This window comes from Nocardiopsis sp. EMB25 (assembly GCF_026797795.1).
In the GTDB taxonomy this organism is placed as follows: domain Bacteria; phylum Actinomycetota; class Actinomycetes; order Streptosporangiales; family Streptosporangiaceae; genus Nocardiopsis; species Nocardiopsis lucentensis.
Window position 1 is genome coordinate 3,970,837 of the sequence record NZ_JAMTDN010000001.1, and the last position, 26,231, is coordinate 3,997,067.

Annotated in this window: 25 protein-coding genes; 10 read left to right on the forward strand and 15 right to left on the reverse strand. The window is 71.8% G+C overall.

Annotation, left to right across the window (positions count from 1 at the left end):
• Nucleotides 1-142 precede the first annotated feature (142 nt).
• Complete coding sequence (locus KIK06_RS17145; protein WP_241479540.1) at nt 143-682, forward strand: PPA1309 family protein; 540 nt, start codon at nt 143-145, stop codon at nt 680-682.
• Nucleotides 683-811: 129 nt separating this feature from the next.
• On the opposite strand, the gene KIK06_RS17150 is transcribed toward KIK06_RS17145, so the two are convergent.
• The 3 genes from KIK06_RS17150 to KIK06_RS17160 form a co-directional block, all read right to left on the reverse strand.
• Nucleotides 812-1,900: a YlbL family protein gene (locus tag KIK06_RS17150; protein WP_268644036.1), complete on the reverse strand. Its 1,089-nt coding sequence runs from the start codon at nt 1,898-1,900 to the stop codon at nt 812-814.
• Between the two features lie 62 nt (nt 1,901-1,962).
• Entirely contained in the window at nt 1,963-2,400 is a 438-nt protein-coding gene (locus tag KIK06_RS17155; RefSeq protein WP_017596882.1) for a molybdenum cofactor biosynthesis protein MoaE, read from the reverse strand.
• A gap of 157 nt (nt 2,401-2,557) precedes the next feature.
• A complete protein-coding gene (locus KIK06_RS17160) occupies nt 2,558-3,625 on the reverse strand; it encodes an NAD-dependent epimerase/dehydratase family protein (RefSeq protein ID WP_268646043.1) in 1,068 nt (355 codons plus the stop codon).
• 123 nt (nt 3,626-3,748) lie between these two features.
• On the opposite strand from KIK06_RS17160, the gene KIK06_RS17165 reads away from it, so the two are divergent.
• From KIK06_RS17165 to KIK06_RS17175, 3 genes are all read left to right on the forward strand, one after another.
• On the forward strand, nt 3,749-5,167 hold the full coding sequence (locus tag KIK06_RS17165) for a zinc-dependent metalloprotease (RefSeq protein WP_268644038.1): 1,419 nt from the start codon (nt 3,749-3,751) through the stop codon (nt 5,165-5,167).
• Nucleotides 5,168-5,170: 3 nt separating this feature from the next.
• Entirely contained in the window at nt 5,171-5,743 is a 573-nt protein-coding gene (locus KIK06_RS17170) for an NUDIX hydrolase (protein WP_017596885.1), read from the forward strand.
• A gap of 1,011 nt (nt 5,744-6,754) precedes the next feature.
• Entirely contained in the window at nt 6,755-7,153 is a 399-nt protein-coding gene (locus KIK06_RS17175; RefSeq protein WP_268644040.1) for a hypothetical protein, read from the forward strand.
• A gap of 392 nt (nt 7,154-7,545) precedes the next feature.
• Here the strand turns inward: KIK06_RS17175 and KIK06_RS17180 are convergent, their stop codons facing one another.
• The 4 genes from KIK06_RS17180 to KIK06_RS17195 all read right to left on the reverse strand — a co-directional run bounded on the left by KIK06_RS17180 (nt 7,546) and on the right by KIK06_RS17195 (nt 9,513).
• Nucleotides 7,546-8,115, reverse strand: a complete 570-nt coding sequence (locus KIK06_RS17180) for a M48 metallopeptidase family protein (protein ID WP_026127284.1) — start codon at nt 8,113-8,115, stop codon at nt 7,546-7,548.
• 316 nt (nt 8,116-8,431) lie between these two features.
• Entirely contained in the window at nt 8,432-8,596 is a 165-nt protein-coding gene (locus KIK06_RS17185) for a hypothetical protein (RefSeq protein WP_017596887.1), read from the reverse strand.
• A 49-nt stretch (nt 8,597-8,645) separates the two neighbouring features.
• A complete protein-coding gene (locus tag KIK06_RS17190; protein WP_017596888.1) occupies nt 8,646-8,924 on the reverse strand; it encodes a WhiB family transcriptional regulator in 279 nt (92 codons plus the stop codon).
• 208 nt (nt 8,925-9,132) lie between these two features.
• The gene (locus KIK06_RS17195) at nt 9,133-9,513 is read right to left on the reverse strand and encodes a hypothetical protein (protein WP_268644042.1); all 381 of its coding nucleotides are present in this window, start codon (nt 9,511-9,513) and stop codon (nt 9,133-9,135) included.
• A 434-nt stretch (nt 9,514-9,947) separates the two neighbouring features.
• Here KIK06_RS17195 and KIK06_RS17200 point away from each other — a divergent pair, with 434 nt between their 5' ends.
• The 3 genes from KIK06_RS17200 (at nt 9,948) to KIK06_RS17210 (ending at nt 11,187) form a co-directional block, all read left to right on the forward strand.
• The gene (locus tag KIK06_RS17200) at nt 9,948-10,259 is read left to right on the forward strand and encodes a hypothetical protein (protein WP_268644044.1); all 312 of its coding nucleotides are present in this window, start codon (nt 9,948-9,950) and stop codon (nt 10,257-10,259) included.
• A 132-nt stretch (nt 10,260-10,391) separates the two neighbouring features.
• Nucleotides 10,392-10,739 (forward strand): hypothetical protein, encoded by a 348-nt coding sequence (locus KIK06_RS17205; protein WP_152486187.1) that lies wholly within the window; start codon nt 10,392-10,394, stop codon nt 10,737-10,739.
• Nucleotides 10,740-10,860: 121 nt separating this feature from the next.
• Nucleotides 10,861-11,187 carry a hypothetical protein gene (locus KIK06_RS17210; protein WP_268644047.1) on the forward strand — a complete coding sequence of 109 codons (327 nt, stop codon included), beginning with the start codon at nt 10,861-10,863 and terminating at the stop codon, nt 11,185-11,187.
• 31 nt (nt 11,188-11,218) lie between these two features.
• Here the strand turns inward: KIK06_RS17210 and KIK06_RS17215 are convergent, their stop codons facing one another.
• The 3 genes from KIK06_RS17215 to KIK06_RS17225 all read right to left on the reverse strand — a co-directional run bounded on the left by KIK06_RS17215 (nt 11,219) and on the right by KIK06_RS17225 (nt 14,975).
• The gene (locus KIK06_RS17215; RefSeq protein ID WP_268644049.1) at nt 11,219-11,743 is read right to left on the reverse strand and encodes a hypothetical protein; all 525 of its coding nucleotides are present in this window, start codon (nt 11,741-11,743) and stop codon (nt 11,219-11,221) included.
• A 201-nt stretch (nt 11,744-11,944) separates the two neighbouring features.
• Entirely contained in the window at nt 11,945-12,835 is an 891-nt protein-coding gene (tesB, locus tag KIK06_RS17220; protein ID WP_268644051.1) for an acyl-CoA thioesterase II, read from the reverse strand.
• On the reverse strand, nt 12,828-14,975 hold the full coding sequence (locus tag KIK06_RS17225; RefSeq protein WP_017596896.1) for an ATP-dependent DNA helicase UvrD2: 2,148 nt from the start codon (nt 14,973-14,975) through the stop codon (nt 12,828-12,830). Before KIK06_RS17225 ends, tesB begins: the two co-directional genes overlap by 8 nt.
• Nucleotides 14,976-15,228: 253 nt before the next feature.
• On the opposite strand from KIK06_RS17225, the gene KIK06_RS17230 reads away from it, so the two are divergent.
• Both KIK06_RS17230 and KIK06_RS17235 read left to right on the forward strand, forming a co-directional pair.
• Complete coding sequence (locus KIK06_RS17230; protein WP_026127285.1) at nt 15,229-15,489, forward strand: mycoredoxin; 261 nt, start codon at nt 15,229-15,231, stop codon at nt 15,487-15,489.
• Between the two features lie 160 nt (nt 15,490-15,649).
• Nucleotides 15,650-16,105, forward strand: a complete 456-nt coding sequence (locus KIK06_RS17235) for an ANTAR domain-containing protein (protein WP_017596898.1) — start codon at nt 15,650-15,652, stop codon at nt 16,103-16,105.
• A 129-nt stretch (nt 16,106-16,234) separates the two neighbouring features.
• On the opposite strand, the gene nudC is transcribed toward KIK06_RS17235, so the two are convergent.
• The 4 genes from nudC to KIK06_RS17255 form a co-directional block, all read right to left on the reverse strand.
• On the reverse strand, nt 16,235-17,185 hold the full coding sequence (nudC, locus tag KIK06_RS17240; RefSeq protein ID WP_268644054.1) for an NAD(+) diphosphatase: 951 nt from the start codon (nt 17,183-17,185) through the stop codon (nt 16,235-16,237).
• 124 nt (nt 17,186-17,309) lie between these two features.
• Nucleotides 17,310-18,692 carry a dipeptidase gene (locus tag KIK06_RS17245; RefSeq protein WP_268644056.1) on the reverse strand — a complete coding sequence of 461 codons (1,383 nt, stop codon included), beginning with the start codon at nt 18,690-18,692 and terminating at the stop codon, nt 17,310-17,312.
• A 149-nt stretch (nt 18,693-18,841) separates the two neighbouring features.
• Nucleotides 18,842-20,644, reverse strand: a complete 1,803-nt coding sequence (locus tag KIK06_RS17250; RefSeq protein ID WP_268644058.1) for a peptidoglycan-binding protein — start codon at nt 20,642-20,644, stop codon at nt 18,842-18,844.
• 60 nt (nt 20,645-20,704) lie between these two features.
• Nucleotides 20,705-21,808 (reverse strand): alginate lyase family protein, encoded by a 1,104-nt coding sequence (locus tag KIK06_RS17255; RefSeq protein ID WP_161630075.1) that lies wholly within the window; start codon nt 21,806-21,808, stop codon nt 20,705-20,707.
• Between the two features lie 317 nt (nt 21,809-22,125).
• On the opposite strand from KIK06_RS17255, the gene KIK06_RS17260 reads away from it, so the two are divergent.
• Nucleotides 22,126-22,674 (forward strand): EF-hand domain-containing protein, encoded by a 549-nt coding sequence (locus KIK06_RS17260; protein ID WP_017596905.1) that lies wholly within the window; start codon nt 22,126-22,128, stop codon nt 22,672-22,674.
• A gap of 111 nt (nt 22,675-22,785) precedes the next feature.
• Here the strand turns inward: KIK06_RS17260 and KIK06_RS17265 are convergent, their stop codons facing one another.
• Entirely contained in the window at nt 22,786-26,199 is a 3,414-nt protein-coding gene (locus tag KIK06_RS17265) for an ATP-dependent helicase (RefSeq protein ID WP_268644061.1), read from the reverse strand.
• Between the last annotated feature and the right edge of the window lie 32 nt (nt 26,200-26,231).

The following is a 26,231-nucleotide window of genomic DNA, read 5'->3' on the forward strand; positions in this document are numbered from 1 at the left end:
GGCCGCCGGGTTCCCGAAATCCCCCTGATCGGGTGACGAGCGAGCATCGTTGGGGTATCGGACCGGCAACCGGCGCGCCCCTGGTGACCCTACTGTCCGGGATCGGGACCGGCGAGGCTCCCGCATCGGTCACCATGGAAGTGTGTCGAACATTCGCGAAGCCGTCATGGACCTGGAACGCCACGCCGCCGAGCAGGGGTGGGACCGACCGCTGGGCCTGTACGCCCTGGTGCCCACCGCCGACCTGTTGAAAGCGGAGCCCGCTCTGGCCGGTCTGCTGGGGATCGACTCCCCGGTCGACCCGGAGGAGCTGACTCCGGTCGAACAGGAGCCGCTCCCCGACGACGTCCCCCTGGAGGACGCGCTGGGCCGCATCCTGTGGCCGCAGGACGTGGCCGGGTGCGCCCTGGTCATGGAGCGCTTGGTGGTGAAGGGGTCGGACGAGACCCTGGCCATGGGCGAGGACCCGGTCGAGTCGGGCCGGGAGACCGAGGAGATCCGGATGGTCGCCGGAGTGCTGCGGGACGGGTCGCGCCACTGCGCGATGCGGATGCGCAGTCACGACAGCGAGGCCGAGGTGCTCAACGGGGCCGACCTCGTTCCGGCGCTGACCTCCGCGCTCGCGCTGACCCTGGACCTCGACGAGGACGGAGCCGCGGGCGGGCGGACCGGGAACGGCTGAGCCGTATTTTCTTTGGGCCCGCGCCCTGTTTGCTTTGGTCCTGCGCTCCGCTTCGGACCGTGTTCGGACGCCGGCAGGGAACCCGGACGGCAAACCCCCTGAGGTGACCGTCCCGGAAAGGAGGGGGACCTACTCCAGGCCCTCGCAGCGGGGCAGTTCACCCTCTCCGGTCCGGATGGTCTCCAGGGCGGCCACCGCGTCGTCGAGCGTCTCCACCCGGGCCACCTCCAACTCCCCGTAGGCCGCCGAGTCAGCGACCTGGTCGCAGCTGTCGGCGGCCACGAGGAAGTACTCGGCGCCGTCGCGCTGGGCGCTGACCATCTTCTGCGGGATGCCGCTGATCCCACCGACCCGACCGTCGGCGCTGATGGTGCCCGATCCGGCCACGCGGGCGCCGCCGGTCAGGCTCTCCTCGCTGAGCCGGTCCATGATCCCGAGCGCGAACATCATCCCGGCGCTCGGCCCGCCGATGTCGCCGACGGAGATCTCCACGTCGATCGGGAAGTCCGTGTCGTCGGCGATGAGGATGCCGACGGCGGCCGTGCCGTCCTCGCCCTCCGTCGTGGTGATCTCGACCTCGACGGTCTCGCCGTCCCGGTCGAGCACCATCTCCACGACGTCACCGGGGTCGCGCGCGCTCACCGTGTCGACGACCGCCGCGCTGCCCACGGACCGCTCGCCGCCGCCCCCGCCCGTGTCGGTGGGGACGGGCTCGCCGTCGATCTCGACGATGACGTCGCCGGGCTCGACCAGTCCGTCGGCGGGCATGCCCTCGACGGCGTCGGCGACCACCGGGACCGCCTCGTAGGCGATGCCGAGCTGGCCCAGCGCGGCGGCGGTCGCGTCGGTCTGGGAGTCGTTCATCTGGACGGTCTGCCGCTCGCTGACCTCTTCGGGCGTGCGGTCGGCCGGGAAGAGCAGCTCCTCTGGCATGACCGCGTTGCTCGGCGAGAGCCAGGAGGTCAGGACCTCCAGTGTGCTGAGGCGCCGCTGGGGGCCGCCCGCGTACTGGATGGTGACCATGGAGAGCGCGCCGTCGTGCTCGTAGCTCTCGGCGCCCTCGATCCGAATCACCGGACCGTCCTCGAACTCGCCCACGGTGTTCACCGTGACGCCGGGGGTCGCCACGATGTAGGGCATGGGGAGGTAGAGGCCGCCGAGCGCCAGGCCCACGAGCAGGGCGAGGGCGACGACGAGGGTCAGGACACGACGAAGCATGCCCATACCTTACGGCCCGTGCGGAACCCGGGCGCGCGCCCGGTCCCCGCACGGCGAGCGCCCTACGGCGTACCGACCCACTCGTCCTGGCCGTCCTCGAAGGACTGGTGCTTCCAGATCGGCACCTGCGCCTTGAGGTCGTCGATCAGGCGGCGGCAGGCCTCGAAGGCCTCCTGCCGGTGCGCCGCGGCGGCGGCCACGACCACCGCCGCGTCCCCGATCTCCAGGTCGCCGACGCGGTGGACGGCCGCCAGCTTCACCACCGGACGCCCGGGGACGGTGGTGCTGGCGAGCACCTTCTCCATGACGGCGCGCAGCCGCTCCTCCACCGAGGGGTGCGCCGAGTAGGCCAGGCGGGCGACGTCGCGCCCGTGGTCGTGGTCCCGGACCGTGCCGATGAACACGGCGGTTCCCCCGGCGTGGGGATCCGACACGGCGGCGAGGACCTCGTCGACGGACAGGGGCGTGTCGCGTACGGCCGCGAGAGTGATTTCTTGCACGCCTCGACGGTACCAACCCTGACCTGCTCGGTCCCGGTGCCGGGCCAAGCCCTGTGAGGTCCTCCATGCCGACGGGGACGGCCTCGTCGTCGGGTACGAATCCGGACACGCACCCGGTCCACGACGGTCGGCCCCCACCGTTCCCTCTGCCCGGTGGTCAACCCCGGCCGCGGCGGCGCAGGTGGCGGATGGCGGCGGCGGTACCGATCGCGGCGGCCGCCGCGCCGGCCGCGCCCGCGGCGGTGATGGTGACCTCCTTGGCGCCCAGGTTGCGGCCCACCAGCGCTGGTTTGCCGCTCCGGTACTCCAGCAGTGCGCTGAGCACCTCCCCGTTGCCGTAGAGGGGCTTCCACCCGGCCTCCAGCAGGGCCCGGCAGTCCACCACGCAGGGGTAGACGAGGTGTTTGAGCTCGCCCTCCGCCGCCGGGGTGATCCTCGCCTGGTGCAGGCGGCGGATCGCGCCGAAGGCCAGGTGGGCGGTGACCTCGAAGGATTTCATGCCCGCGATCTCCTCCACCTCCTCCTGGGAGAGGGAGCCCTCGCTGGCCACGGTCACGACCCCGCCGAGGCCCTCGACTCCGTGCAGGGCGCAAAATTCCAGGGCGCTGGCCAGGTCGTCGACGTGGCAGAACTGCCACCGCTGCTCGTGGCCCTTCACCGTGAGCAGGCGCGGGGCGGAGAAGTGGCGGCTGAGCAGGGTGTCCAGGCCGGGGCCGACCAGCGGTGCGGGGCGGACGACGGTCACGGACAGACTCGGGTGCGCGCGGCGGGCGCGTTCGACGAGTGCCTCGATCTCCGCGAAGTCGCCGGTCAGCCCGGCGCTGTTGTCGGATACCCGCGGAGCGTCCTCGGGCAGCGGCACCGGATTGTCGGGAGCCGCACCGTAGACCATGGTGCCCGTGACGAGGATGACGCGCGGCACCCCCGAGGCGGCGGCGGCCGTCAGGACCGTCTGGGCGGCGCGAACGTTGTGCTGACGACGCCTGGCGGGTTTGGTGTCCAGGGAACGGTCGTCGGCGGTGTGCACGAGGACGTCGATGCCGTCGAGCCGCGAGACCAACCCCGGATCGCACACATCGGCGATGCGCCAGGTGACGCCGTCCAGGTCGGAGAACTCGCCGTCGATCGCCACGACCTCCCGTGCGGCCGCGGAACCAATCGGCTCGGTCAGGCGTTGCACGAGGAGCCGACCCACCCCGGAGGCGGCGCCGGTGACCGCGACCACCGAGCCCGCGCCTTCGGACGGGCTGTGCTCTGGGCGAACCTGGCTGCTTTCGGTATTCACTCCGGGCGACTCCCAGCTAACGTGACAGTGGAGACCAAACCTAATCCTGCCTGAGGTCTGATTGTGAGCGACCTGCCATTCGGTTTCAGCATGCCGAACGATCCCGATGACGAGTCCGGACGCCGCTCTGGCGACTCCGGCTCGGGTGCCGGCAGCGGCCGCCCGGGCGGGGGAGACTCCGGAACGCCGAGCGACTTCCCGTTCGGCGACCCGCAACAGATGGCCAACATGCTCCGGCAGTTCGCCGACATGATGTCGAGCCAGCCGAGCCCTGGTGGTTCCGGCGGCACGTCGTCGCAGTCGGGGATCAACTGGGACATGGCCAAGAACATCGCGCGGCACACGGTGTCCCAGCAAGGCGACCCGAGCGTCCCGCCCCACGACTACGCCAAGGTCGAGGAGGCGCTCCGCCTCGCTGACCTGTGGCTTGACCAGGCTACCGACCTGCCGTCGGGGATCCACACCGCCCAGGCGTGGAGCCGGTCGGAGTGGATCGAGCGGACGATCGACTCGTGGGCGCAGCTGTGCGACCCGCTGACGTCCAAGACCGTGCAGGCGATGGGACAGAATCTCCCGGAGGAGATGCGGTCCATGGCCGGTCCGCTGCTGGGCATGGTCCAGCAGATGGGCGGCATGATGGTCGGCCAGCAGGCGGGGCAGGCGATCGGCGAGCTGGCGCGCGAGGTGATCGGTACCACCGACATCGGTCTGCCGCTGGCTGGTGAGGGCAACGCGGCCCTGTTGCCGCCCGGTGTGGCCGGGTTCGGTGAGGGGCTCCAGATCCCCGAGGACGAGGTGCGGCTGTACCTGGCCGCGCGCGAGGCGGCGGTGCACCGCCTGTACTCCCACGTGCCGTGGCTGCGTTCACACGTGTCCCGGCTGGTCGAGGAGTACGCGGCCGGGATGTCGTTCGACGTCAGCGGCCTGGAGGACAAGCTCGGCGGGATCGACCTCACCAACCCGGAGGCCCTGCAGGAGGCGCTGTCCGGGGGCATGGGCGGCGAGAGCCTGTTCCAGCCGGAGGACACACCGCAGCAGAAGGCGGCGCTGGCCCGCCTGGAGACCACCCTGGCTCTGATCGAGGGCTGGGTGGCCACGGTGGTGTCGGACGCGGTGTCCGAGCGGCTTCCGCAGGCGGGCGCCCTGGCCGAGGCGACCCGGCGGCGCCGGGCGACCGGTGGGCCCGCCGAGCACACGTTCGCGGCCCTGGTGGGCCTGGAGCTGCGCCCGCGCCGGCTGCGCGAGGCGTCGGCGCTGTGGACCGCGCTGGAGGAGGCGCGCGGGATCGAGGGGCGCGACGCGGTGTGGCAGCACCCGGACCTGATGCCCGCGGGCGCGGACCTGGACGACCCGGACGCGTTCGTCAGCGGCGGCGGGGAGTTCGGGGACGCCGATTTCGACATCTCGAAGCTGACCGGCGACACGAACGCCGCGAAGGACGAGAAGAAGGACGACGGGGACGACCGCGGAGAGGACGCCTAGACCGTGTCTCTGCACGCGGACGCCCGGGCGCTGTTGGGCGCGTGGAGCGCGCCCGACGCCCGGCAGGAGGAGTTGCGCCGGTCGTACCTGGAACACCTGGACGCGCACGAGGACGCCATGTGGCGCGGGTGCCTGCCCGGACATGTGACGGCGAGTTCGGCGATCATCTCGGCGGACGGGTCCCGGGTGGCGCTGGTCCTGCACGGTATCCACGACCTGTGGCTGCAGACCGGTGGGCACTGCGAGCCCGAGGACACCACGCTCGCCGGGGCGGCGCTGCGGGAGGCGACCGAGGAGTCGGGGATCGAGGGGATCACCCTGCTGCCGTCGCCGGTACGCCTGGACCGGCACGCCGTGCCGTGCGGAGGCGGGAGCCACCACCTGGACGTGCAGTTCGCGGCGATCGCGCCACCGGACGCGGTGCTGGTACGTGACCCGAACGAGTCGAACGACCTGGGCTGGTTCCCGGTCGACGAGGTGCCGGAGCCGTCGGACGAACCGTGTCGTGCTCTGGTACGGGCGGCGGCCTCGGCCGTGGCCGAACACCTACGCGACGGTCGGACGAGCGGGGTGTAGGTCCGGGCGTCCGGCACCGTCGGAGGAAACGCGCGGGCCCCGTTCCACCATCCGGAACGGGGCCCGTGTCGTCATGGTGGCCGCCGAGGGCGTGGCCAGGAGGTCAGCGACGGGGACGCGCGCCATGCGACGGTGGAGCGGCGTCCTGGCACGGGAGTGAACGGGGCTCTGGCACAAGGCCGGGGCCACGAGGGCGGCGCTGAGCCCACGCGCACCGACGACGTTCTTCGCCGGAGAGATCCTTTCCCGCCGACCACCGCCTCGGGCGGCGCCCAAGCGCCGCGGGTCCCGCCGGATTCGTCGCGCACGAGGAGACGCGGGGCTTTTCATCGCTCCGCCACCCGCGACCACGAAGTAGGCATGGCACTCACGGAATGTGTCGCTTTCCCCTGGGCCATGGGTGAGGAGTCCGCGTTCGACACACATGCGGTCGCCCCCGCCGCCGGCCCACGTGTGGTGGCCGAACCCGGTCACGATGACCTCGCGGCACCCTGGGCGAGCACGACACCTGGCAGTGGAATGGGCCAAGGCACCGGGACAGTACCCCGAACGCGGGATACCGAACCCCCGAGGGGGCGCGTCGAGAACCGCGGCGCGGGCCGCCTGACCCTCCGGGGGGACGGGAAGGCCTCGGCCGCCCCTGGCCGGCACCAGAATTGACGTTTCTCATACTCAGGCAAACGGCCGCCATCGTGACCCCATGCCAAAATGAAACATTGTCACTTATCCGACATTGTCACGTGTGCGACATTTTCGTTCCTCTCTTCCATTTCTCTCGCTGGCGAGCAAGAATGGCGAGCAGGAACATCAGTAAACAGGTGGAGGGCACGTCACGTACGCGACATCAGTGAGCGTGCTCGCTCGGGAGCGCTGCCACCGAGCGGCGCCCGCCCGCACCGCCCAGAACCTCCACGGGAGTCATGGGCACGAGGGACTTCCCCCGACCGGACAGGCACCGCGACAGCCGAGGACGAGCACGCCCCGCATCGTTCGGACGCGATGGGGGTTCCCATGAACGAGAAGACGATCGCAGGCGCCCTGTTCGCGGGGCTCGCGGTTCCTGCTCTGACGTTCGGCGCTCCGGCGGCCGCGACGACCGCCCAGCCCGGCGGCCCTGCGGTCCCCCAGGCCAACGGAAGCCCGGCCGTCGTCCAGCAGGAGGCCACGTCGGCCAAGACCACGCAGACAGCGCTCCCCGAGCACCGGCGCTGCCACAACCACCGCCACAAGCACGGCGGGTACCACGGCAAGTGGCACAGGCACTACCACTGCCACGGACACGGGTGGGGGCACCACAGCGGCCACGGTGGCGGTTACGGCCACGGCCACGGTGGCGGTCACGGTCACGGTGGCGGTCACGGTGGCGGTGGCGGTGGCGGCGGACACCACAGCGGCGGAAACAACGACTAGTACGGACGCTGAAGACGGCGCCCACGCGTTCGCGGAGGCTCGATCCGCGCGGTCGGGCCTCCCCCTCGCAGGCCTCCGGGAACCCGCTCCTGCGGCGTCTTCGGGTCGGTGCGGGACTCGACGCGTTCACGAACCTGGTCGAGGACGGTGTAACCGTGCGCCTCCAGCGCCGCGATCACACCGCGGGCGACCGCCTCGCGGCCGATCCCGACGTACGCGCGGACGAAGTCGCTCGGCCGTTTCCCCGGTGTCCACGGCCGCCAGGTCTTCCCCGCTTCTGGGCCGCCTCGCCGCGACCAGCCCCACCCTCGAGGCGGGGTAGGTGACGACACGGGGAGCCCCGCAGCTGTGACCCGCTCCGCATCCTCCCAGTCGGAGATCAAGGGCGGCGGTCAGTCCTCGGCCGCGACCCCAGCGGTGTCCTCTTCCTCCTCGGGAACGTCCTCCTGGTCGCAGGGCTCCAGACGCGAGGCGGCGCTGAACCCCTCCAGGTAGCCCCGGGCACGCTCGGCCTTGGGGTAGCGCCGCACCAGCTCCCAGAACTCGGGGCCGTGGTGCGCGTGGAACAGGTGTGCCAGCTCATGGACGAGTACGTAGTCCACCACCCATGAGGGCATGCCGACCAGCCGTCGGGAGATGCGGATCGTGCGGGTCTCGGGGGTGCACGAACCCCAGCGCGCGTTCTGGTTGTCCACCCAGCGCACGGACTCGGGCAGCTCGGTCCCGTCGAGGAACTGGCGGGCCAGCTCCAACGCGCGCTCGTGCAGCTCCCGATCGCCGGAGTGCCGTCGGCCCTCGCGGGCCTCCAGCCGTTGCAGCATCCGTCCCACCCAGCGCTTTTCCTCAGCGCGGGAGAACGTCGCGGGCACGAGGACGACCGTGGTGTCCCCGTCCCGGTAGGCCGACACGGTACGTCGGCGACGAGGACTGCGGCGTACCTCGACTTTGGTGTCTGAGGGCACGAACTTTACGGTAGCCGAGGGAAGCCCCGTAGCACAGATGCGTCTTGCGGAGAATTGTCCGCCTGCTCCGTGATGACCGGGTGACCCGACACGCACGAAAAGCCCTGCGGTGTGGCGAATTCCACTCTGAGCAGGACGATGTTCCGGCCGCTGGAAGCAGCACACGGACACCCCCGGCAGTGGTTCCATGATCCATCCGCAACGAAAACGAGACCGGACGGTGACCCCGTCCGAAGGTCACCGCCCGGCCCCACCGCGCGTGAATGATCAGGTGGAGGGCCTACCGTCCGCCGCCCTCCCACCGGTCAGCCGTGCGTCAACACAGCCTGGACCACGCGACTTCCATGAGCGCCTCCTCCAAACGGCGCTCCTCCCGCTGGCGCGCGCGCAGTTGGCGCGCTCCGAGCCGGAGGCTCTCCCGGCGACGGGGTTCGACTTCCGCGCTCTCGACCACGCGCATGAGTTCCTGAAGCAGCATCATCGTTCTTCGTTCCTTCGTGGGAAGTGTGTTCGGGATCGGTGGGGTGGGGTCAGGCGGCGACCGGAGCGGGGTTCTTCCGGGGGCGGCCCCGAGGGCGCTTGCGCGCCACGACCTGGCCCGCGACGAGCAACTGCCCGCCCCAGACACCCCACGGCTCCTTGCGCTCCAGCGCGTCCGCCAGGCACTGCTCCTTGACGGGGCACGAGCCGCATACCGCCTTGGCGGCCTCGACGTCGGCGGGTGCCTCGGCGAAGAACAGGTCGGGCTGGAGTCGGCAGGGAACTTCGGTCTCACCCAGCCAGGGCGTTTGCAGGACCGACGCAAGCATCGGTGCCCTCCAAGATCTTTGTTCGTTTCGTACAACGCGGTCGGTGCTTGCTGCCACCGGACGAGTCCGGTGCGGGACCTGGACTTGCGATGTCGCCGAGGCCGTCCACCGCCCCTGGGGGACGGAGTCCGGCTACGGAGATACAAAGAAAGCCGCGGCCCCTGTGCGGGGTCCGCGGCCACGGTCGAAACTCTCGGCCTGTTCTGCTCTAGGCCGGAATCCTCCGTGGACACTCCCCCACTGCGCCGTAGCGGCGCCGGGCGGTTTCGGCGTGGTTCGCCAGCGGCTCGCCCCATTCGGGAGCCAGCTCGAGCTCGGCGGACACACCACTGCCAGTACGGGCATCACCCTTGGCGACCTGGATCACCGAGGGGCGGGACCCCTGGAATCCGGTCATGCCGAGGAAGCCGCCGAGGCCGCTCTCGCGACCGCGAGCGATACCGCTACCGGTGGTGGTGAACTCGCCGAACACGGCGTTGACGTCGCCGTGACCGTTCAAGGCGGTGCCCTGGGCAACGGTCACCGGACGCTGACGCGAAGACATGGCGAAGACAGCGACGAAGCCGGTGGTTTGCGTGGTGTTGCTCATCAGATGGGCACCTCCTTCACGATCGGGCGGCAGGGTCTTTCACCTGCGCCAGGGGCGGTCATGACGACGGTGTACACACTACGGCGTAGCCAAGAAAATCAGCAACCTATTTTTGACCTGCGAAAACGTCCGCATCCGGCCACGGGTTCAAGGGAATGTCCGCGCTCGCGGGAGCGTTACCGGGCGGCCGTCGGCCCGGTGTCCGCCACCCCGGCGCCGCCCCCGGAGCGCCGGTCCGCCGCGCCGCGGTCGTCGGCCGCGCCTTCGCCGCCGCCCGGGCCTGGACACACCCGCGACGAGGTCGGCGGGGGTTTCGGCGCACCGCGGCCCCGGTTCGCGCCATGACCGCCAGGTGCACGGCTCCACCCCTCAGTGATAGGGATTCACCTGGAGCCATGACGGAGTGTCATGGCGCAAGTACACAAGGAGTCGACGTGCGACGAACCACCGCCGTCCTCGGAACACTCACCACCGCGGCCGCGCTCACCCTGACCGCGGCACCCGCCGACGCCGCGGACGGGGTCATCTACCTTCTGTACGGGAACTCCATCGTGCGCGAGCACCAGGACCCCCGGGGCTGCTACCACGTCCCGCACGCCGTCGACGGCATCGACAACCGGACGGACAAGTCCGTCGTCCTGTCGCTGAACGCGTGCGACGAGCCCATCGACGCCCTGGACACCGTGGCCCCCGGTGAGCGCGACTTCGTGCTCACCGGCGTGGAGAGCGCCCACGTGATCGACTAGGTCGACCGGGTCGGCCCCGTCCGGAGCGGGGCCGCCCTCGCGCCGGTACGTGCGCGGCGCCGCGACGGGTGATAGGTGTTCCACACAGAACAGACACGGAGAGTCATCACTCGGACGCCACAGGGAGTCGACGTGCGCCACACCGCCGCAGTCCTCGGAACACTCGCCGCCACGGCCGCGCTCAGCCTGGCCACGACCGCACCCGCCATCGCCGACGCCCCGGAGAGGGCGACCCACTCGCACCCGGCCGACGGGACACTCGTCCTCTTCCTCGACGCGAACGGGCCCGTGGAGTACGAGGACCCGGTCGGCTGCATCACGCTTCCCGAGGGCCCCACGGCGCTCTTCAACGACACCAACCGGCGCGTCTACGTGTCCACCACCTCGTGCGCCTTCCATCCACGCGTCGTCGACAGCGTGCGCCCCGGAGAGTTCGGGTCGCTGCCCGGCAACACCAGGAGCCTCGTCGTCCGGAGCTAGTCCGCCGTGCCGCCCCCGGCCGGTGCGGTACGGGGGCGGCCACCGAGGTCGGTCCCGCGTCGCGGACGTTCCCCGGAACGCGCGGCTGATCGTCACCGACCGCCCACCCGAAGGAGTCGACGTGCGTCGAACAGTCACCGGACCCGGCGCCCTCGCCGTGGCGGTCGTGCTCATCCTCGCCACCGCCGCGCCCGCCGCCGCGGCCACGGGGAAGCTCGTCTTCCTCACCGCCGGCGGGGGCGCCGTCGTCCACGACGATCCCGTCCGCTGCGTCGACCTCCCGGACGGCACGTGGGCGGTCCACAACGGCACCGACGCCTTCGTCACGCTGAACAGCGCGCCCTGCGCCCACTCCGCCCAGCTCGGCATCGGCACCACCCTTCCGCCCTCCTTCGGCCTCCGGGTGGACCGGATCTTCACCGCGAGCGTCCGTATCCCCGGGGACTAGGTGTACTGGCCTGAGGGGTGAGGAACACGGGTCAGATGTTCGACGCCGTCACGGACGTCCGCGACGCCGCTCCTTCCCGACCGGCGGCCACCTCCGCGAGCAGTGCCGCGGCCTCGTCCGCCAGACCGCGCGCCCGCCCGCGTTCCACGGCCCGACCCAGGTGCGCCCGGGCACCGTCCCGGTCGCCCCGGAGCAGGGCGGTACGCCCGAGCCCGGCCTCGGCCCGCACCTGGCCCCGGGTGAACGAGCGCTCCGCCGCGATCTCCAGCGCCCGCCGGTACAGCCGTTCGGCCCGGCCGGTGTCGTCGTCGGCCAGCGCCGAACGGCCGAGCCGGGTGAGCGTGCCGACCACGTCCACCCACAGGCCCAGGTCCTCGGCCGCGGCCAGGTCCTCGCTCAGGAGCGCGGACGCGCGCACGCGGTCCCCGCGCAGCTCCGCCAGGCGGGCGAGCGGCCGACGGGCCCGCAGTGCCCCCCAGCGGTCCCCGAGCCCGCGGAACAGGTCGGCGCTGGTCTCGGCGTCCGCCTCCGCCGCCCGCGCCTCGCCCCGGTCCAACCGCTGCTCAGCGCGTTCGGCCAGAGCGAGGGCCCGTCCCCACGGGTCACCGGCGGCGCGGGCTCCGCCGAGCGGGCGGGGGAGGGCCTCGAGGAGAGTCCGCCGTGGGGGGGACGGCCCGGACGGGTGATCCAGGGGTGTCGACCGGTTCCCGCCCCACGGCCCGTCCGAGGCACGGCGGCCGGGGCGGGCCGGGGCGGGTCAGCCCCAGCCCTCGGCGTCGACGACCCGGATCAGGCCCTCCTGCACGACCGAGCACACCAACTGCCCGTCCCGCGTGTAGACCAACCCGCGCGCCAGCCCCCGCGCGCCCTGCGCGCTCGGCGCCTCCTGGGCGTACAGCAGCCACTCGTCGGCGCGGAACGGCCGGTGGAACCACATCGCGTGGTCGAGGCTGGCCATCGAGATCCCCGCGAACGACCTCCCGTGTCTGAGCAGGACGGTGTCGAGCAGGGTCATGTCCGAGGCGTAGGTCATCAGGCACACCTGCGTGAGCCGGTCGTCGGGGAGCTTGCCGTCGACCTTGAGCCACACGGGGTTGCTGGCCGTGCGCAACTGCGGGTTCCGCTCGGCCTCGAAGGACAGCGGCCCCACCGGACGCAGCTCGATCGGGTGCCACCGGACGAACCCGGGCACCTTCCCGAACGCCTCCTGGAGCCGCTCGCGCGTGCTCGGCAGGTCCTCCGGCGGCGGGACGTCGGGCATCGGGATCTGGTGGTCGAGACCCGGCTCCTCCTTGTGGAAGGAGGCCGACAGCGTGAAGATCGCCTTGCCGTGCTGGACCGCCACCACACGGCGGGTGGTGAACGAACGTCCGTCACGGACCCGGTCGACCTCGTACACGATCGGTACACGGGGGTCACCGGGGCGGATGAAGTAGGCGTGCAGGGAGTGCACGTGCCGGTCGGAGGGCACGGTGCGCCCCGCCGCCACCAGCGCTTGGCCCGCGACCAGACCGCCGAAGACGCGCTGCGGCCCCTCCTCGGGGCTGTTCCCCCGGAAGATGTCGTCCTCGATCCGCTCCAGGTCGAGTACCTCCAGCAGATCGGACAGGGACTGCCCGCCGCCCTCGACCTCCACGCGCTCACCCATCGATCGGCTCCTCCCCGTCCTCGGCGTCCGTGCCGCCCTCTGCCCCACCGCCCGGCTCGGACCGTTCCAGGACATCGGCGGGGTCGGCGCCCGCGACCAGCGCGAGTACGGCTTCACCGTAGCGGTCGAGCTTGGCCTGGCCGACACCGGACACGGCGGACAACTGCGCGAGGCTCGACGGCTCCTGCTCGGCGATGGCCTGGAGGGTGGCGTCCGTGAAGACCACGTACGCGGGCACCTTCCGCTCCCGGGCACTGTCCCGGCGCCACTCGCGCATCCGCTCCAACAGCGCCTCATCGTAGCTGGAGGGGCAGCCCAGGCAGCGGCCCAGCTTCCGCTCGGCCGCATCGGCGAGGGTCACCCCGCACACCCGGCAGCGCACGGGACCCCTGCGGCGCTCGGCCCTCCGGCCGGACGTGGACGGGGAGGCGGGCCGCAGCCCGTCCAGGAAGCGCGAGGGCTTGCGGGTGCGGCGGCCACCCGGGGAGCGGGCCAGCGACCACGACATGGACAGGTCTCGACGCGCGCGGGTGACACCGACGTAGAACAGGCGGCGCTCCTCCTCGACCTGCTCGTCGGTCTCGGCGTAGACGATGGGCATCATGCCCTCGGTCAGCCCGACCAGGAACACCGCGTCCCACTCCAGACCCTTGGCCGAGTGCAGGGAGGCGATGGTCACCCCCTCGAAACCGGGGGCGTGCTCGGTGGCCATGCGGGCGTCGAGCTCCTCGACGAAGTGCGCCATGGTGGCGGAACCCCCGTCGGGACCGGGCACGGCGGCCATGTCCTCCGCAAGCTGGGAGAGCGCCGACAGCGATTCCCACCGTTCACGGGCCTGGCGGCCCTCGGGGGCCTGGTCGGTCAGCCCGAGCGGGCCGAGCAGCTGGCGGACGGTGCGCACGAGCGGTTCGTCGTCCTCGCCGGCGGCGCCGTGCCGGGCGCCGCGCAGGGTGTGGACGGCCTGCTTAATCTCGGGGCGCTCGAAGAACCGTGTGGTGCCGCGCACGGTGAACGGCACCCCCTCGTCGGACAGGGCCTGCTCGTAGGCGGCCGACTGGGAGTTGGTGCGCACCAGGACGGCGATCTCGCTGGCCGGGACGCCCTGTTCGATGAGGAGGCTGATCTTGCGCGCGACCCCGGTGGCCTCGGCGGGCTCGTCGTCGTACTCCTGGTAGATCGGGTCGGGCCCGTCGGGCCGCTGGGCCTGGAGGGTGAGGTGGCCGGTGGTGCCGCGCGCCTGCCCGATGACGTGGTTGGCCACCCGCACGACCTGGGGCGTGGACCGGTAGTCGCGGACGAGTTCGACGACGGTGGCGTGCGGGTAGCGGGCGGCGAACCCGGTCAGGTAGCCGGGGGTGGCCCCCGCGAAGGAGTAGATCGTCTGGCTGGGGTCGCCGACGACGCACAGGTCGTCGCGATCGCCGAGCCAGGCGTCGAGCAGGAGTTTCTGGAGCGGATTGACGTCCTGGAACTCGTCGACGACGAAGTACCGGTACTGGTCGCGGACCCGCTGGGCGATCGCGGGGTACTCGGTGATCATGCCGGCGGTGAGTTCGAGCATGGACTCGAAGTCGAGGAGGTTGTGCTCGCGGCGCAGTTCCTCGTAGGCCTCGAACACCCGCGCGACCTCTCCGGCGGGCATCGGCGACTGGCGGCCCGCCTTGGTGACGGCCTTGTCGTAGTCGGTGGGGCGGACCTGGGTGACCTTGGCCCACTCGATCTCGCTGGCCAGGTCGCGCAGACCCGTCCGGTCGGGTTGGAGGCCGACCGAGTGGGCGGCGCGCGCGACCGCCTTGATCTTGCTGTCGATCAGGGTGGGCAGGGGGCCGCCGATCACCTGCGGCCAGAAGTACGACAGCTGGCGCATGGCCGCGGCGTGGAAGGTCCTCGCCTGCACGCGGGGGGCGCCCAGGCCGCGCAGGCGGCCGCGCATCTCCCCGGCGGCGCGAACGGTGAAGGTGACCGCGAGGACCTGCTGCTCGCCGACGACGCCGCTGGCGACCGCGTGCGCGATCCGGTGGGTGATGGCGCGGGTCTTGCCCGTCCCGGCTCCGGCCAGGATGCACACGGGCCCGCGCAGGGCACGTGCCGCCTGGGTCTGTTCCGGGTCCAGTCCCTCCAGGACGCGGTCGGGATCCATGGTGCTCCTGCGTGTGGTCGGGGCGTCTGAGCGGTTCTGGGGGCTCAGTCTCTCAAGTATCGGCCGTCACCGGGAGCGGATCGGCACCGCGCCCCTTCGGAGCGCCACCGAGCAATCCGGAACCAGTCCGGTCTGTGAGGCGTCCCACCGTGTGTCCGGCGGTCGCGGGAAGCGGGTCGCGCCACGCGGTGTTGTCACGTGGTGGATCGACCGATCCCCACCGAACGCCTGACAGGAAGTGGATATGAGCGACATGACGAAGACGGGCACCGAACTGTTCACGATGTACACCACCCCGTGGTGCGGATACTGCAAGCGGCTCAAGAGCCAGCTGGCCCGCGAGGGGATCACCGGGCGTGAGGTGAACATCGAGGAGCACCCGGAGTCCGCGGAGATCGTGATGAAGGCCAACGGAGGGAACCAGACCGTTCCCACACTGGTCTTCAGCGACGGCGCGGCGATGACCAACCCGTCGCTCGCTCAGGTGAAGAAGAAACTGACCGAGTTGGCGTAGGTCGGTGCGCGGACCGCGGTCCCCCTCGGGACGCGGTCCGCACCGCGGGGATTCCTCCCTCGGGGCCGCGGCCCCGGAGCATCCGCGTACCGTCCGGCGACCAGCACGGCCAACCTCTGGTTGGACGAAGACGACGGGGAGTGTTGAGTTGGGGGACGACATGAGGCCTCATGACATCGCGGTCGCCGACACGTTGGACGTCGGCGTGGTGCGCCGCACCTCGACGGGTTGGCGGGTCGAGGGCGGGCAGGAGATGCCCGACCTGGTGAGCGCCATGGTCCTGGCGGACCTGCTGTCGAACGAGGCCGGTGTACCGAAGCCGCGCGCACAGTCGCCCGGGCGCGCGCCGGAGGGCGCGACCGAGGTGGAGCGGCTGCGCCACACGGTCGCGCAGCTGGAGCACGCCCTGCACTCGCGTGTCACCGTCGAACAGGCGATAGGCGTTCTGGCCGAGCGCCACACCCTGCTGCCCAGAGAGGCGTTCGAGCGGCTACGATCCTCGGCGCGTTCGCGCGGCCGCAAGGTCGCCGACCTGGCACGGGACGTGGTGGAGAGCAGCACGAGCCCCCTGACCTCGCTTCCGGACGAGTTGAACACCTCGGCCGGCGCGAACTGAGACCGCCGCCGGCGGCGGCGGGGGGACGCGAGGCCGGGCACCGGGCCCCGCACGACCGATCCCGGGGGACGGACGTGCGGGGCCGTGTTCGTTCTGGCCCTCCGCTCCGCTTCGGACCGTGTTCGGGCGTCACCACTCGCCGGGCAGCTCGCCCCCGTACCAGTGCTCGATGAGGGAGCGCGCGATGGAGACCCGGCCGGGCAGCGTGACCTCACCGGAGTCCACGGCCGCGAAGAGCCGCTCACGCGTGAACCAGCGGGTCTCGGCGATCTCGTCGTCCGTGCGCTCGGTCTCACCGACCGCCCGCGCCGTGTACCCCACCATGAGGCTGCGCGGGAACGGCCAGGGCTGCGACGACAGGTAGCGCGGATCCTCCACGACGATCCCGGCCTCCTCCGCCACCTCGCGCACCACCGCCTGCTCCAGCGACTCCCCGGCGTCCACGAAGCCCGCCAGGACGGAGAAGCGGTGGGACCCCCACCTGGGGTTGTTGCCCAGCAGGGCCTCCTCACGGCCGCCGCGCTCGCGGTGCACCAGCATGATCACCGCCGGGTCCATCCGGGGGTACTGCTCGGTGCCCTCCTCCTGGCATACGCGCATGTGCCCGGCCGCGGCCATGGTCGTGCGCGACCCGCAGCGCGGGCAGAAGCCGTGCGAGGCGTTCCAGTTGGCCAGCGCGACCGCCCGGGTCAGCAGGCCGGTGTCGCGGTCGTCGAGCAGAGCGCCGACCTCGCGCAGTGACGCCGGTTCGGCGGTGGGGGTGGCGGCGAGGTCCTGGAGGGAGCGGACCGCGAAGTAGGCCGTACCGTCCTGGACGCCCAGCAGGTACCGCTCGCCCTCGGGAGCCTTGTCCGGGCCGGTGAGCACGAGTCCGGGCACCTGGCCGGTGGTGACGAGCGCGCGCGACTGCTTGTTCATGACCGCCTGCCAGCCGTAGCTGCCGGGGTCGCCGCCCTCCAGGACGAGCACCCGCGTGTCGGGGTCCGCCCACGCCCTCTCCAACCACGCGGCGTCCGCGCGCCGATGGCCCGCGGGGTCGACGGCGGCACGGGACAGCGAGGGAATGGAGTCGGCGTCCATGGGTCCTTCCGGATGGTCGGTCTGCCGTGGGGGCACGGTCCTCATGTACAGGTAACACCACCGGGGACCGCGGCGCATGCCCGGTGGTGTCCCTCCGGCTCCTTCGCCCCGTCCCGGAGCGCGCTCAGGCGCGGCGTGCGGCGGCGAGCTCCTCCCACAGGTAGGCGGCGCTCTCGGCGCCCTTGAGCAGGAGCGGGACCTCGACCTTCTCGTTGGGTGCGTGGATACGGTCCTCGTCCAGGCCGACCGCGACGAACACCAGGGGGGCGCCGAGGACGTCGGCGATGTCGGCCTCCGGGCCGCTGCCGCCCTCGCGGGTGTACAGCACGCGGGCGCCGAAGGCGCGCTCCATCGCGGTGCGCGCGGCCCGCAGCTCCGAAGAGGTCAGGTCGGAGGCGCACGCGCGCACGCCGGGGCCGCCGAACTCCAGCTCGGCGCGCAGGCCGTCGGGGACGCCCGCCTCGACGTAGGCCCGGACACGGTCCTGGACGTGTGCGGGCTCCTGACCGGGCACGAGTCGGAAGCTCACCTTGGCGTGCGCGGAGCGGGGCACGATCGTCTTGCCGCCCGCGCCGGTGTGCCCGCCCCACATGCCGTTGATCTCCGCGGTCGGGCGCAGCCAGATCCGCTCCAGGGTGCTGTATCCGGCCTCGCCCCAGGTGGCGGTGGAGGCCGCGGTCTCCAGCCACTCCTTCTCTTCGAAGGGCAGCTGGGCGATGAGCTCGCGCTCCTCGTCGCTGGCCTCGACCACACCGTCGTAGAAGCCGGGAACGGCGATCCGCCCGTCGGCGTCGTGCAGGCCGGACAGCAGGTCGCTCATGGCCTTGAGCGGGTTGGGCACCGCGCCGCCGAAGGAGCCGCTGTGCAGGTCACGGGAGGGGCCGTACAGGTTGATCTCCACGTCGGTGACGCCGCGCATGCCCACGCACATGGACGGGGTGTCGGCCGCCCACATGGTGGTGTCGGAGATGACGGCGACGTCACAGGCCAGCCGCTCGCGGTTGGCGCGCATCAGCTCGGCGAAGTGCACCGAACCCGACTCCTCCTCGCCCTCGACCAGCAGCTTGAGGGTGACGGGCGGGGCGTCGGCTCCGGACTCGGCCAGGGCGGCGCGCACGCCCAGGGCGTGGAACAGGACCTGGCCCTTGTCGTCGGAGGCGCCGCGCGCGAACAGGGAGGTGCCGCGCTCGGTCGGCGTGAAGGGATCGGTCTCCCACTCCCCCACCGGGTCGACGGGCTGGACGTCGTGGTGGCCGTAGACGAGCACGGTGGGCGCGTCGGGGTCGGCGGCGGGCCACTCGGCGTACACGGCGGGCAGACCGGGTGTCCGCCACACCTCGACGGTCGGGAAACCGGTCGCGGTGAGGTGGTCGGCGAGCCACCGGGCCGAGGCGCGGACGTCGTCGGCGTGGGCGGGGTCGGCGGAGATCGACGGGATCGCCAGCCACTCCTTGAGTGAGGAGAGGAACTCGTCCCTGTGCGCCTCGATGTAACCGCGTACGTCCATTTTCCACCCGTTCCTTACTCGACGTCCTTGTCCGCTCCGAGCCTAGGCCGTCGGTGGGGGTTCGGGGCACCCGCCGCGGGTGGGGCGGGGGCGGCCGGGACCGGCGCCCCGGTTGGGCGGTCGCCGACCGCCCAACCGGGGCACACGCCCTAACTCTTGGGAACGCGGAGCTGGTCCCAGGTGGTCTTGCCCGGCCAGCCGTCGGCGTCCGCGCCGGAGTACCCGAGCTTCTCCTGCCACTTGGCGTAGGAGTCGCGGTCCACGTCGGACCACTGCGGGCCCGGTCCGATCTGGTACAGCCCACAGCCCTCGGCCACCAGTCGGCGGCCCATGTTGGTCACGATCGTGCTGTTGGGACTGTTCTGGAAGAAGTCGGCCCCCGGGTAGGGCTCGTACTCGGTCGAGTACCTGGGCACCCTGAGCTGGTCCCAGGAGGTCTGTCCCGGCCAGCCGTCGGCGTCCGCGCCGGTGAAGCCCAGCTTCTCCTGCCAGTTCGCGTACGACTGGCGGTCCGCCTCCGTCCACTGGGGACCGGCCCCGGACGTGTACTCGCTACAGCCCTCCGTGATGAGGCGGTTGCCCATCTGGGTGATGATCGAGCTGTTGGGGCTCGTCGTGAACCACTCGGCGCCGGGAAAGGGCTCGTAGGTACCGCCGGACGCGCCCCCTTCCTCGTAGGGGCCGAAGCCCTGGCGCGGGACCTTCAGCTGGTTCCAGGAGGTCTGCCCCGGCCAGCCGTCGGCGTCCGCGCCGGAGTACCCCAGCTTCTCCTGCCAGTTCGCGTACGACTGGCGGTCCGCCTCGCTCCACCGCGGCCCCGGACCCGACAGGTACGCGCTGCACCCCTCCGCGACCAGGCGGACGCCCATCGCCGTCACGATCGGGCTGTCCGGGTTGTTCCGGAAGAAATCGGCTCCGGGAAACGGCTCGTAGCCGGTCGCGCCGGCCGAGACACCGCTCTCGGCCGGCACCGTCAACCGGTCCCAGGACGTCCGTCCCGGCCAGCCGTCGGCGTCCGCCCCGGTGAAGCCCAGCTTCCGCTGCCACATCGCGTACGCGTCCTGGTCGACGTCCGACCACTGGCTGCCGGGACCCACCTGGTAGGGGTTGCAGCCCTCCTGAACGAGCCGTACGCCCATGGCCATGATGATCCGGCTGTTCGGCCGACCCTGGAACCACTCCGTGCCGGGGAAGGGAACGTAGTCCCCGACCGGGCCGCTGACACCGCCCTGGGGGTCCAGCTCCGAGCTGAGAGCGGGGATGACGAGCTCGGTGCCCAACGGAAACTCGTAGCTTTCGACGACGATCAGGGGCAGGTCGTTGATGCGGGCCAGTTCCATCCAGGGGACGTTGAACTTGGCGGCCACCGATCCGAGCGTCTCACCGGCCCCGGTGACGTACTCGGTGGTGCTGCTGTTCACGCCCGGTTCGAGTGCCCCGCTCTGGACCAGGTGGTACAGAAGCGACCCTGGACACGCGGTGGAGTAGCCGTCCCTGTGGCCGAGGATCTCCGTGCCGGCGCCGCCGTAGTGCCTGAGGTAGGCGATGGCGTCGCGGATGCCCTGCCTCATCTCCGGGGTCGGGTTGTAGTTCCACACACCGAACCCGGTCGTGATGTTGCCCACGTTGGTTCCGACCATGCCGAGGACCGCGTAGTGATTGCGGTTCAGGGTCTTGTTACCGTTCGCGGCGCACTGCCGGCGCGCCCCCCGGCCCTCGAACACGTAGCCGTGTCGACAGACCATCAGGCTGTAGCCGATGTCGGCGTAGCCGCGTCCGTCCATGTGCTCGTTCTGGACGGACCGGACCTTCGCCGCGCACTCGCTGTGGTCGACGATCCTGTAGGACGATCCGAGGTAGTGGACCTTCACGCCCCGGTTGGACCAGATCGGGTCATCGCCGTTCGGCTCGAACGGACGGCCGCCCCACTGGGTCTTGGTGACGAACTTCATGGCAGGACTTCTTCTCTCTACTGAGCAGGGGGATGAGCGGGGATCAGGAGGGCCTCTCCGCTACAGGGAGTAGGCGAGCCCTCCGAGGCCCAGTCGGTCGAAGCCGCCGCCTTCGGCGCGCGCCCGGTCGGCGAGGTTCGCCGTGTTGGGGGCGGACAGCCCCTTCCGCGTCACGTAGTGGTGGTGGATGATCACCCACGCGGGGCTGGTCGCCGAGGTGCCCCAGGTGCCCAGCAGCGGCACCTCCGAGGACGCGGGTTCGTACCGCGCGATCTCCTCGCTGGCCGCCAGCAGGCGGTTGTCGTGGCTCGCGTAGAGGTCGACGCCCTGGCTCCAGGCCATCTCGCAGACGGCCGCGAGCAGACTGAGGCCGGTGACCGAGTACCGGTCCGAGGCTCCGCCGTCCCACACGTAGGGGACGGAGTTCATGATCCGGGGCGTGTCGGTGATGAGCGCCGTCGCCTGGTCCATCTTGGCGGTGTCGTCGCAGAAGATCCCGATCGCCAGCGCCGAGGCGATGTGGGACAGTTTCCAGTTGGTCCCGTAGGCCTCCCCGCAGGTGTCGGGGGTCGCGGTCAGGTACGCGTCGCTCACCGGGTGGAGGACGTCCGTCAGCATCGCGGCGAAGCCGGCCGTGTCGAACCCCTCGTGGTCACGGACGATCTCGGCGGCGTTCGCCAGCACGAAGCCGTGGATGCCGGCGGTCTGCCCGAGCAGCGGCGTGCCGGAGACCGACGTCAGCGCCTGCGACCAGGCGTTGAGGATGTCCCTGGCGGTGTCCGCGTGGGCGGCGTCCCCGGTCAGCTTCCACAGCAGCGCGTTCTGGTAGGCGGCGTGCGCGTCGTCGAGCAGTCGGGTGAAGTTCTCGTCGGATCCGCCGACGTTCAGTTCGGCCACCGGGCTGGCCGACCAGCCGGTCTGGGACCGCGCGTCCGCCCGGACCGCGTCCCAGCCGGACGCCCAGGGGTCGGCGGTCTCGCCCGCCCTGGCGGTCAGGTCCGTGAAGTCGGCGCTGGTGTGCAGCAGGCCCGGGTGGGTGAAGGTCGCCGCGTGCGCCTCCGTCGCCACGAACGGGTCCACCAGACCCGCGATGCTCACCCCCGCACCGACGAGCGCGACGCTGTGGAGGAACGACCTACGGCTCGTCACCGGATCGGATGGCATGAACATGCTCCTTGGGGCAGGGGAAGCACCACGGCGGCGGAGGTGGGAGGGCAGGGTGGAACACGCCGACACGCGGTGGCTCAGGGGGATTAAAAAGGAGACTCGTCGCCTCGAGGGACAAGTGTTGCGTCTGGGGAGAAGATGTCAAGTGTGTATAAAGACGACTCATGAGAAGAGGGTGATCGACGAACTCCCGGGTCTCCCGCCCACCTCTCTGTCAAGGGAGGCGCGAAACCGTACCGGGAACCGTGCGCGGCGCGGGAGACTCGAAGTGTGCAGCGGGCGGGACAGCCCCGCCCACCGACGAGAGGAAACCCGTGGACACCGTCCCCTCCGCCGCGATCGCCGAGCGGTTCGGCACGCTCTTCGACACCCTGGACAGCGACAACGACGCCACCCTCACCTGGGACGACTACCAGCGCCTGGTCGACCGCTACGCCAAGGGGTACTCCCTGGACGCGGACGACACCCGGGCTCGGGCGATCCACGCCGCCTACCACGGGCTGTGGGACGAACTGGTCCGCCGCTCCGAGTCGGCCGACGGCAGCCTGGACCGGGAGGCGTTCGTCGGCGCCATGCGCGCGGTCTCCGAGGACACGAGCCGGTCCAACCCGACCGAGGCCCTGGCCGACGCGGTCTTCGACCTCCTCGACGACGATGACAACGGCTCGATCAGCGAGGCCGAGTACGTCGAGTACGCCGAGATCCTCGGCGCGACCGTCGACACCGCCTGGGAGCGGTTCAAGGCCCTGGACACCGACGGCGACGGGTCCATCAGCCGTGAGGAGTTCATTCAGTCGGGTCGGGAGTTCCTGTTCGGTGAGGACACCGAGTCCGCGGGCGGGTTCGTCTTCGGCATGGTGTGATCCCACGGGGGCGGCCCGCGTCGTGTCCGCGCCGCGCCGTCCCCGGCCCGGAGTCGACGCCCGACGGCCTCCCGCCGGGCGTCCACGTCATCGGCGGGGGCGGCGGCGCTCTCACCCGGGCTCGGGCACCGAGTCGATGAGCGCGGCCAGGCCCTCGGCGTCGAGCAGGTCGGCGGGCCGGACGGTCTTTCCGGCACGGACGTAGTGGAAGGCGGCGCGGACCTCGTCGAGGTCGACCCCGGCCAGGTCGGCCCACGCCAGCCGGTAGGCGGCCAGCTGCACGCCGACCGCGCGCCGCTCGGCCTCCGTGGTGGGCGGGTGTCCGGTCTTCCAGTCGACGACGTCGTAGCGGCCGGTCTCGGGATCGTGGAACACCGCGTCCATCCGCCCCCGGATGAGACGGTCACCGATGACCGTCTCGAAGGGCGCCTCGACCTCGACCGGGACGCGCGAACCCCACTCGCTCTCCTCGAAGCGGCTCTGGAGCTCGGCCAGGTCCTCGTCCTCCCCGGCCGTCTCGTCGGCGGCCCCGGGCAGCTCGTCCAGGAGCGCGATGTCACGGCCGAAGCGCTGTTCCAGCCACGTGTGGAAGGCGGTGCCGCGCCGGGTGTGCGGTGCGGGCGGACGCGGTAGCGGCCGACGGATCCGGCGGGCCAGGGCGGAGGGGTCGCGGGCCAGCCACACCATGGACGACACCGACAGGTGGGCGGGCAGCTCCACGTCGATCGGCCCCTCCCCCGGCCCCGCCGCCGCGGCGCGGCGGTGGGCGAGCAGGAGTTCGGTGTCGCGCTCCCATCCCTGGAGGCGTCGGCGCAGGCCGGAGGGTGCGGGTTCGGTGGTGGCCGTACCCGCGCGCAGGCGTTCCCGGGCGCGCTCGACGAGGGCGGCGCCCTCCAGGATCTCCGTCCGCCGGGAGTCGGCGGGGTCCAGCTCCGGCCCGGCCGCGACGGCGCCCTTTGAGGCGGTGTCCCCGACGTGCGCCGGGGGCCACACGGCGGAGTTCTCCTCGTCGTCGTGCGGATTGGTCTCCTCCGGATCCGGCGGCGGCGCCCAGGCCACGACCGACCCCGACCCCGCCTCACACGCCTCGCGAACCTCCTCCAGGAACACCGACGGCCCCCTCGGCGTACCGCCCGTGCGACCCCACCAGTGGCCGGTGCACAGCAGCGCGAAGGACGCGCGGGTGACGGCCACGTAGGCCAGCCGCCGCTCCTCCATCAGGTGGCGCGCCTCCTCGGCCGCCTTGAAATCGGCGATGTCCTCCTTGGCCACACCGGTCAGGGCGGGCAGGCTCGTGCGGTCGCCGCGCAGCGGGTACGGGAGCAGGTGGTCGGCCTTGACCCAGGCCAGCGAGTCACGTGCCTTGGCGGGGAACAGCGGAGCCTTGCGCCCCGCGCTCAGGCCGGGCACGATCACCACCGGCCACTGGAGCCCCTTGGCCCCGTGCACGGTCATGAGCTTGACGCTGTCCGAGGCCCCGACCCGCTCGCCGGGGGCCAGACCGCTCTCGTTCTCCTCGGCGGCGTTGAGGTAGCTCAGGAAACTGCCCAGGGTGGGGTCCTCGCTGTTGCCGACGAAGCGGACCGCGTGGTCGACGAAGGCGTCCAGGTCGGCTCGGGCCGACAGGGGGTCGCGGCCCGTGCGGGCACCCACCTCGATGTCCAGGCCGAGCATCCGCTCGACCTCGGTGACCAGGTCCGGCAGGGGCTGGCCGACGAGTTTGCGCAGGGACCGCAGCTCCTCGGCGAGGCGGCCCAGGCGTTCGTAGGCGGCCTCGGAGTAGTCCTCGGCGGGCCCCGGGTCGTCCACGGCGTCCACCAGGCTGCCGCTCTCCGCGGTCAGGTCCAGGACGGTGCGCCGCAGGATGTCGTCCTCCGGCTCCTCCCCGGGGTCGGGGGCGGTCAGGTCGCGGCGGGTGTGCCGGGCGAGCTCGGCGGCGCGGGCGCCCAGCGCGGCGAGGTCGCGCGGGCCCAGCCGCCACCGCGGTCCGGTGAGCAGGCGGGCCAGCTCGTTGCCCGCCGAGGCGTCGTGCACCACGCGCAGGGTGGCGATGATGTCGCGTACCTCGGGCACGAGCATGAGCCCGCCGAGCCCGACCACCTCGACGGGGATGCCGCGCGCCTCCAGGGCCTCCCGCAGCGGCGGGAACTGGGATCGTTTACGGCACAGGACGGCGACGTCGCCCGGGCTGATCCCGCCGTCCTCGCCGTTTCCGGACTCACCGTTCGGCCACGGAAGGAAGTCGGGTGCGGTGTGCGCGTCGCCCGGCTCCCCCGGCCGGGCGTGGACGAGGCTGTGCACCTGCTCGGCGATCCAGGCGGCCTCCTCGCTCTCGGTGGGGAACAGCGCGGCCAGGGCGGTGCCGCGCCCCCGCCTGGCCGGCCCTGGATGCAGGACGGGGACCTCCGCGGCCTCCGCGCGCAGCGGCTCGGAGATCCGCTCGGCCACGCCCAGCACGCGTTCGCCGTTACGGAAGCTCGTGGACAGGCGGCGTACGGGGGCGGGTCGCCCCGGGGCGGTCGGGAAGTCGGTGGGGAACCGGGTGAGGTTGGCCGCGATCGCACCCCGCCACCCGTAGATGGACTGGCAGGGGTCGCCGACGGCGGTGACCGGGTGCCCCTCCCCGAACAGGGACCTGAGCAGGACGAGCTGGGCGTGGCTGGTGTCCTGGTACTCGTCCAGGAGCACGACGCGGAACCGGCCGCGCTCGATCAGCCCGACTTCGGGGTGGTTCTGCGCGATGCGCGCGGCCAACGCCATCTGGTCGCCGAAATCCATCGCCTCGCGGACGTGCTTGGCGTGGTCGTACCGCTCCACCAGTGGGAGGAGCTGTTCACGGCGGCGCTGGGCGGCGACCAGGTCCCGGGTCTCCTTGGTGGGCTTGCGGGTCATCGTGTCGACCTCGGCCTGGATCCACCGGCCGATCCCGCGCACCCGGTCGGTGGTGGTCAGGTGGTCGGCGATCTCCCCGGACAGGTGCAGGACCCGCTGGGTGACGGTGTCGGCCCCGACGGTGATGTGGTCCATCGGCCCGTCGTACTCGCCGACGATCCGCGCGGCCAGCTGCCAGGACTGTCCCTCGCTGAGCAGACGGGCGGTGGGCTCGACCGCCTCGCGCAGGGCGTGGTCGGAGACGATCCGCCCGGCGTAGGCGTTGTAGGTGGACACGGTGGGCTCACCGTCGAGCACCTCGGATGGCAGCTGTTCGGTGGCGCGCAGCTGGTCGAGCCGCTTGCGGACGCGTTCGGCCAGCTCGGCGGTGGCCTTGCGGGTGAAGGTCAGGCCGAGCACCTGTTCGGGGCGCACGTGCCCGTTGGCGACCAGCCACACCACGCGGGAGGCCATGGTCTCGCTCTTGCCCGACCCCGCGCCCGCGATGACCACGCCCGGTTCCAACGGCGCGGAGACGACCTCGGACTGCTCGGCGGTGGGCTCGGGCTGGCCGAGCAGTCGGGCCAGTTCGGCGGGGGTCAGGCGGGGGAACGTCGGCGCGGGGTCGGCCGGGTCGGTCAGGGGTTCAGACATGGTGGCTCTCGGGGTGGTGGGGGAGGTTCGGT